This is a genomic window from Oscillibacter sp. KLE 1728, from assembly GCF_934833455.1.
Classification (GTDB): domain Bacteria; phylum Bacillota; class Clostridia; order Oscillospirales; family Oscillospiraceae; genus Oscillibacter; species Oscillibacter welbionis.
In genome coordinates, this window is the sequence record NZ_CAKVVF010000097.1 from 1 (window position 1) to 7,450 (window position 7,450).

Below are 7,450 nucleotides of genomic sequence, written 5' to 3' on the forward strand. Positions count from 1 at the left end.
ATTTGGAGGTCTGATCCGCCGCCCTGCCGTGCCGGATGCACCACGGTCAAACTCTGCTGTAAAAGGAGACGCGCTTTTCAGCGCGTCTCCTTTTTTTAGTTTCAATCAGGGCGCGGCCAGCGGCACGGCAGTGGCTGCGGGACCGTGGAAGCACAGAAGGGGACCGGCTGTTTGGAGCCGTTCTCTGGCCGCCGAACGTCAAAAACCGGCGGCCTCTGGATATCGTTCTTTTTGGGCGGGAACGGTTCGGTCAAAATCCACATTTTCAGCACCGCCCTTCCAGTCGGCACGGGCGGCGGGCAGGTGTTTTCCCGGAAAGCGGATGCCTAGCGCAATGCAAATTCATTCACCCGCGTATTTTAGAGCATCGGAGGGCGGAGCCATCCCTCCGGACAGCGAAACCCGTCAAAAGGGACATCCCAAAAAGATGCCCCTTTTGATGGCAGGGCCGGTTGGAGTCGATATTACCTCGTGAGTAAGATAAAATCGCCGCAAAGCGGCGGACCCAAACCGAAGCCCAGTGAAGTTGGTTCAGTTTGGAATCGAAAAGCAGCAGAACGAGCGCACGATAAGCTCTGCAATGAAATGAAAAAGCTCACCGCAAGCGATATGACGCTTGCGGCGAGCTGGTGCGGGTAACAGGACTTGAACCTGCACGGTTGCCCAATGGAACCTAAATCCATCGTGTCTGCCAATTCCACCATACCCGCAGAGATGATGCTGGGATAGTTGCAGTATATCACATCTCTTCCTCTTGAACAATAGGAAAATCTACGATACAATGAAATGCAGTCTGTTCAAAACCATTGAAAAGAGGAAGCGTACCATGATGACCCCACGCGTTGCTGCCATTCATGACATGTCCGGCTTCGGCCGGTGTTCTCTCACTGTGGCCATTCCTATTCTCTCCGCCATGGGGGTCCAGTGCTGCCCCCTGCCCACGGCATTTCTCTCCACCCATACCGGCGGGTTCGAGGGGTTCACCTTTCTGGACATGACCGACGAAATGTCCAAGGTGGCGGACCACTGGGCCAGCTTGGGCCTGACATTCCAGGCTGTATACAGCGGCTTCCTGGGCAGTGAGCGGCAGATCGGCGTGGTGGAGAACTTTATCTGCCGGTTCCGGGGACCGGACACCGTGGTGGTGGTGGACCCGGTGATGGGGGACTACGGCCGGGTCTACCAGACCTACACCGCCGCCATGTGCAGCGGCATGGCCCGGCTGGCGGAGCTGGCGGACGTCATCACCCCCAACCTGACGGAGGCAGCGCTGCTGCTGGGCCAGCGCTATGAGACGCTGCCCGCCGGCGAGGCGGGCCTCCGGGAGATCACGGAGCGGCTGAGCCTGGGAGGGCGGCGGTCTGTGGTGCTGACGGGCGCTTCTCTGGCCCCCGGCCGGACCGGCGCCGTCTGCTTCGACGCCCGCACCGGGAAGACGGAGGCCGTTCAGACCGCCTATGTGGCCCATGAGTTCCACGGCACCGGGGACGTGTTCTCCAGCGTCCTCACCGGGGCCCTGGTGCGGGGGGAGTCCCTCTCCTCCGCCGCCGGAGAGGCGGCGGCGTTCGTCCGTGCCTGCGCGGAGCGGACCGCGGCGGAAGACCTGCCTATGCGGGAGGGCGTGGATTTTGAACCCCTGCTGGGTCTGCTGATTCCCGGAAAGGAGACCGTATGACCGAATTCCCCTCTCTGCGGCGGCTGAACGTATCCTATACGCTGGTCCACGTGGTCTACTGGGCCATGTTTGCCATCTTCGCGGGCTACCAGACCTCTCTGCTGCTGGGGCGGGGCTTTACCAGCGGGGAGGCGGGGATCTTTGCCTCCATTCGCTGCTTTGCCGGCATTTTGGCTCAGCCGTTGCTGGGAGGCTGGGCGGACCGCCACCCGGAGGTGCCGATCAAACGCCTGCTGAACGCCTGTCTGGTGCTGGCCCTGGGGGTGAATGTAGTATTCTACACCACCCGCCCCGGCTTCTGGGGCACCGCCCTGATCTTCCTGACCCTGGGCATTCTGGAGCTGAACGCCTATCCTCTGCTGGACTCCATGGCGGTACAGTTCATCGCCGCCGGGGTGGACATGTCGTACAGCCTCAGCCGTGGGCTGGGGTCTCTGTCCTATGCCCTGGCCTGCGTTGCGTGCGGCCAGCAGGCGGTGCGCTTCGGAACAGAAAGCCTGCTGCTGACCCACATGGCGCTGCTGGTGCTGATGATCGCGGTGGTGGCCCTGTACCCTGCCTTTCCCAAAGATGCCTTGCAGGCCCAGGGCGGGGGAGAGCGGCCCCACTCCATATTGTACATTCTGAAAAGCAGCCGCCCCTTCACCCTGACGCTGGTGAGCCTGTTCTTCACCCTGGCGGCCATTATGCCCATCGTCAGCTTCATGGTGAACCTCGTCTCAGACCGGGGCGGCGACGAGGGGCACCTGGGTCTGGCACTGTTTCTGATGGGGGCGTCGGAGCTGCCCGCGGCGCTGCTGTTCACGCCGCTGTTCCGCCGCTTCGGCGCGGCGGGGACCCTGCGGATGTCCATCTGCTTCATGGCGGTGAAGCCCCTGCTGTTCCTGCTGGCCCCCGGCCTCTCCGGACTCCTGCTGGTGCAGCCCGTCCAGCTGCTGGGGTACGGGCTGTTCACCCCCGCCTCGGTCTACTACGCCAACGCAAACGTCTCCCCGGTGGACCAGGTGAAGGGCCAGTCCATTATGATGATCGCCTCCAACGGCCTGGGGGCCATGTTCGGCAACTTCCTGGCGGGGTACGCCATCGACTGGGGCGGCGCCGACGCCATGCTGGGGATGTGCCTGGTCTTCGGCGTCATCGGCGTGCTGTTCATGCTGGCGGCAGGGCGGAGCAAGACATAAAAAGAGCGGCACGGCGGTTGCCGTGCCGTTTTCTATATGGCGAGAAACTCTGGAAAGCCCTTGATTTTCCATTCTCCATCGGTTAAACTGAATGCGGAAGCATAAACTGCGGCAGGGCATAGCGGGCGGCCACCCGCTATGTCCCTGTGATGAGTGTCATGACCACTCAACACAACAGTCATCTGACTGCACCGTATTTCCCATTATACCGGCGGGGTGCGCTTTTTTCAAGTGCGAACCCGGGGAGTGGGCGTTGTGTTGCGCTTTGATCCAGAAGATCAGGCGGTGTTGAGTCCTGCGCTCAACACCGCCTTTGTGTTTCCGGCAGACACCGGGGACGGGTATCCGTCCCCGGGAACGTCTGTTGGACCGGATCTTTCCGGATTTTTTACTTGACCTTCCCCTGGGGGGAAGGTGTATCCTGGCACTGTCATCTCGCCGGAGCGTCCGGCACAAACGCCCTGTGGGGCGGGAAAGGAACTGTTATGAACGTACTTCACACTCGCTGGAGAGCCCTGGTTCTGGCCCTCCTCCTGGCCGTGAGCCTGGCGGTCCCCGCCGCGGCGGCGGAAACCGAGATCGCCGCGGAGGACCTGCAAACCCTGGCGGACACCGCCGCCTCTTACGCCGCCCAGTACGGCGGCGCGCAAAGCCTGCAATACGCGCTGTGGCAGGATGGGGAGATCGTTCTCACCGGAGAGGCAGGCACCTTCTCCCGGTCCGAAAACCGCCTGATGACCGGGGACGAGCTGTACGGCATCGGATCCGTCAGCAAGATCTACACCACCGTGGCGGTGATGCAGCTGGCGGAGGACGGCAAGGTCTCTCTGGACGCCCCGATGACCCAGTATCTGCCGGACTTCAAAATGGCGGACGAGCGTTACAAGGACATCACCGTTCGGATGCTGCTGAACCACTCCTCCGGCATCCTGGGCACCGGCCTCTCTGACGCCATGCTGTTCGGCGAGGCCAGCACACGCGCCCATGACACCCTGCTGGAGAAGCTCTCCACCCAGCGGCTGGCGGCGGACCCCGGCGCCTTCAGCGTCTACTGCAACGACGGCTTCTCCCTGGCGGAGCTGGTGGTGGAGGCCGTCACTGACATGGACTTCATGGACTATGTGGACGAACATATCCTGGCCCCTCTGGACCTGGACCGCACCTTTGCTCCCGGCGGGGACTTTGACGCCAACGATTTGGCCCCCATCTACCGGGGCACCGACCCCCGCGCCCTGCCCCAGGATGCCCTGAACGCCATCGGTGCCGGAGGCATCTATGCCACGGCCTCCGATCTGGCGTCCTTCGGCGGTGCCCTGACAGGCACGGAGCTGCTGCGCCAGTCCTCTCTGGACGCCATGGCCTATCCGGAGTACAGCCGGGGCCTGTGGCCCGAAAGCGGAGAGCCGGACTCCCTGGCCTACGGCCTGGGCTGGGACAACATGGAGTGGTATCCCTTCTGCCAAAGCGACATCCAGGCCCTGGTGAAAGGCGGTGACACCCTGTACTACCACGCCGGCCTGGTGGTCCTGCCTGAGTATGACATGGCCGCGGCTGTGGTCAGCTCCGGCGGCGTGTCCACCTATGACCAGCTGGCCGCCAATCAGATCCTCATCGCCGCTCTGGCGGAGGAGGGCGTCACCGTGGACCAGGCTGTAAAGGCCCTGCCCGCGGCGGAGTCCGCCGCCATGCCCGCGGAACAGCTGGAAAACGCCGGGTACTACGGCTCCACCTCCGCCCAGTATCAGGTGGATATCCAGGCCGACGGCACTTTGACCATGTCCTACCTGAACTATCCCACCTCGATCCCCGCCCAGACCTTCACCTATTGCAGCGACGGCTCCTTCCGGGATTCCACCGGGTTGTCCTACATCTCCTTTGTGAAAGAGCGCAACGGCCAGACCTATCTGTACCAGCAGGCCGTCTCCCCTCTGCCGGGCCTGGGGGCGCTGCCCATCGCCAACTACGCCGCCGTGAAGCTGCCGGAGAACGATCTCTCTCCTGAGGTAGCCGCCGCCTGGGACAGCATCGCCACCTTGGGTATCCTGCCCATGAACGAGCCATACAACTCCCAGACCTTCCTGGCGCTGGCGGACGCCGCCGCGGTCGCGGAGGTGCCGGAAACGATCCCCGGCTATATCGGCGCCGCCCGGATCGTGGACGAGACCACCGCCCGCTCTGAGATCCAGGTGCCCGGCGTGGGCAGCCGGGACGGCGTGGACTACCAGCTGGAGGAGCGGGACGGCGTCCTCTGGATCAACGCCAAGGGCAGCCTCTACATGGACGCGGCCGCAGCGCCCACGCTGTTCACTGGATCCGGCGCCTCCTACACCACCGTTCAGGCGGATGGCTATGCCCGCTGGTACCAGGTCGGCGATGCCGCCGGCAAGACCATGACCGTGCAGGTGCCGGAGAATTCCGGCTTCTGGGTGTATGACGGAAATGGCCAGGTGACTGCCTCCTCCGTCCTGTGGGGCGACACCACCGTCACCTTGCCGGAGGATGGAACGATTGTCTTTGCCGGTGATCCCGGTGCCCGCTTCCACCTGCGCTTCCAGGGATAACGTCTCCAGGACATGAAAAACGCGCCGCAGAAGCGGCGCGTTTTTTCAGTTCAGCGGTCCGAATGAGACCAGGCCCGAGGCTGGTTGTAGGGGCGGTACGTGGATGTGAGCACATTTTCAAAGATCGGCGCGTCGGGCACCTCCACCCGTCTGAGGATCTGCTCACCCGCAGCCTGCCCCAGGTCCTCCACCGGCTGGATGATGGAGTCCATCTGATTGGCGTACAGGGCGTACACATCGGAGTCATAGTCCACAAAGCTCACCAGGTCGATGTCCTGGGCCAGCTGGATGCCCTTCTGGTGGAGATAGATGATGGTCTCCGAGGCCATCAGCCCCTGACAGACGATGATGGCGTCGCACTTGCGCTCCAGCAGCTGGTCCAGGCAGGCGCAGGCGCTGTTCTCCAGGGAGTCGCCATATTGGATTAAATGCTCATCCTCCGGCAGGCCACAGTCCGCCACAGCCTGCCGATAGGCGGAGATCCGCTCCTGCGTGCTGGAGAGGCGGGGGAGGCCGCCGATGATGCCGATCCGCTGGTCGCCCTTTCCCGCCAGCCGGCATACACTGCGGTAGATGGGCTGGAAGTTGGACACGCAGACGGAGGAGTACTTCTTCGTCTCAAAGATCCGGTCCACCAGCACCACTGGAAATCCCGCGGGGATCAGGGCGTCGAACCGCTGGAAATCGTCCATGGTGCTGGCCACCAGCAGCCCGTCCACCAGTCCCGCCGTCAGCAGGCGGATATTGGTCTCCTCCCGGTCCATATTCTCCCGGGTATTGGCGATGATGAGCTGGTAGCCGTTGGCGGAGAGATATTTTTCCACAGACTCAATCATGGTTGCGAAGAATTTATTGGCGATATCGGGCACAATAAAGCCGATGATCTTTTTCTTTCCCGTGCGGAAACTGCGGGCGGAAGCGTCCGGTGTGTATCCCAGCTCCTCGATGGCCCGGTAGACCTTCTCCTTCGTCTCGTTGGACACATACCGGGTATTGTTGATGGTGTGGGACACGGTGGCGGTGGACACTCCCGCCAGCTTCGCCACATCGCTGATGGTCACCTTCATGGGACAGCCTCCTTGCGCAATGGTTTATTGGTTTACGCAAATAATTAGCCACTTCAGTATAGGACAGCTTTCCCTCCGCGTCAAGCCCCTTTTCCCCCTGTTTCGTGTAAAAATTGTGAAATATGCCCTTTTTCTTATGGATTATCCACAACCTGCCGCAGAAAATGTTATCTGAATTGACAGTTGCAAAAAGGTCGACCGTATGATAATATACTTGTGCGATTATTAGAAAACGTTTACGCAAACGTTTCGACGGCGCGCCGCCGGTGCGTCTGATTTTGTGAAAGGAGTCTTTCCGATATGAAAACCAAGATTGGCATCAATGGCTTCGGCCGCATTGGCCGCCTCGTCTTCCGCGCCGCCCTGACTCATGACGATGTAGAGGTCGTCGGCCTGAACGATCCCTTCATGAACCCCGAGTATATGGCCTACATGCTGAAGTATGACAGCGTGCACGGCAAGTTCCCCGGCGAGGTCTCCGCCGAGGACGGCGCCCTGGTGGTCAACGGCAAGAAGTATCCTGTCTTTACCGCTATGGAGGTCAAGGACATTCCCTGGGCTTCCGTGGGTGCGGAGTATATTTGCGAGTGCACCGGCAAGCACCTGACCAAGGAGCTGTGCCAGGGTCACATTGACGCTGGCGCCAAGCACGTGGTCATGGGCGCCCCTTCCAAGGACGATACGCCCATGTTCGTCATGGGCGTCAACAACAGCAAGTACACCTCTGATATGACGTTCGTATCCAACGCCTCCTGCACCACCAACTGCCTGGCCCCCATCGCCAAGGTGCTGAATGACAAGTTCGGCATCGTGGAGGGCCTGATGACCACCGTCCACTCCGTCACCCCCACCCAGAAGCTGCTGGACGGCGCCTCCCTGAAGGACTGGCGCGGCGGCCGTGCCGCCACCGGCAACATCATCCCCTCCTCCACCGGCGCCGCCAAGGCCGTGGGCAAGGTCATCCCC

At 61.9% G+C, this 7,450-nt stretch carries 6 protein-coding genes and 1 tRNA gene; 5 read left to right on the forward strand and 2 right to left on the reverse strand.

Annotated elements, in window-relative coordinates:
- The coding region (locus QVE23_RS09695; protein ID WP_287968077.1) for a hypothetical protein at nucleotides 1-475 on the forward strand (475 nt) is incomplete at its 5' end.
- Between the two features lie 152 nt (nucleotides 476-627).
- On the opposite strand, the gene QVE23_RS09700 is transcribed toward QVE23_RS09695, so the two are convergent.
- Nucleotides 628-710: transfer RNA gene (locus QVE23_RS09700), tRNA-Leu, on the reverse strand.
- Nucleotides 711-826: 116 nt separating this feature from the next.
- Between QVE23_RS09700 and QVE23_RS09705 the strand changes: the two genes are divergently transcribed.
- From QVE23_RS09705 to QVE23_RS09715, 3 genes are all read left to right on the forward strand, one after another.
- The gene (locus tag QVE23_RS09705; RefSeq protein ID WP_287968079.1) at nucleotides 827-1,675 is read left to right on the forward strand and encodes a pyridoxamine kinase; all 849 of its coding nucleotides are present in this window, start codon (nucleotides 827-829) and stop codon (nucleotides 1,673-1,675) included.
- The gene (locus QVE23_RS09710) at nucleotides 1,672-2,856 is read left to right on the forward strand and encodes an MFS transporter (RefSeq protein WP_021750991.1); all 1,185 of its coding nucleotides are present in this window, start codon (nucleotides 1,672-1,674) and stop codon (nucleotides 2,854-2,856) included. Before QVE23_RS09705 ends, QVE23_RS09710 begins: the two co-directional genes overlap by 4 nt.
- A gap of 485 nt (nucleotides 2,857-3,341) precedes the next feature.
- Entirely contained in the window at nucleotides 3,342-5,417 is a 2,076-nt protein-coding gene (locus QVE23_RS09715) for a serine hydrolase domain-containing protein (RefSeq protein ID WP_287968080.1), read from the forward strand.
- Nucleotides 5,418-5,467: 50 nt separating this feature from the next.
- Here the strand turns inward: QVE23_RS09715 and QVE23_RS09720 are convergent, their stop codons facing one another.
- Entirely contained in the window at nucleotides 5,468-6,484 is a 1,017-nt protein-coding gene (locus QVE23_RS09720) for a LacI family DNA-binding transcriptional regulator (protein ID WP_021750995.1), read from the reverse strand.
- Nucleotides 6,485-6,784: 300 nt separating this feature from the next.
- Between QVE23_RS09720 and QVE23_RS09725 the strand changes: the two genes are divergently transcribed.
- On the forward strand, nucleotides 6,785-7,450 hold a 666-nt coding region (locus QVE23_RS09725; RefSeq protein ID WP_287968081.1), incomplete at its 3' end, for a type I glyceraldehyde-3-phosphate dehydrogenase.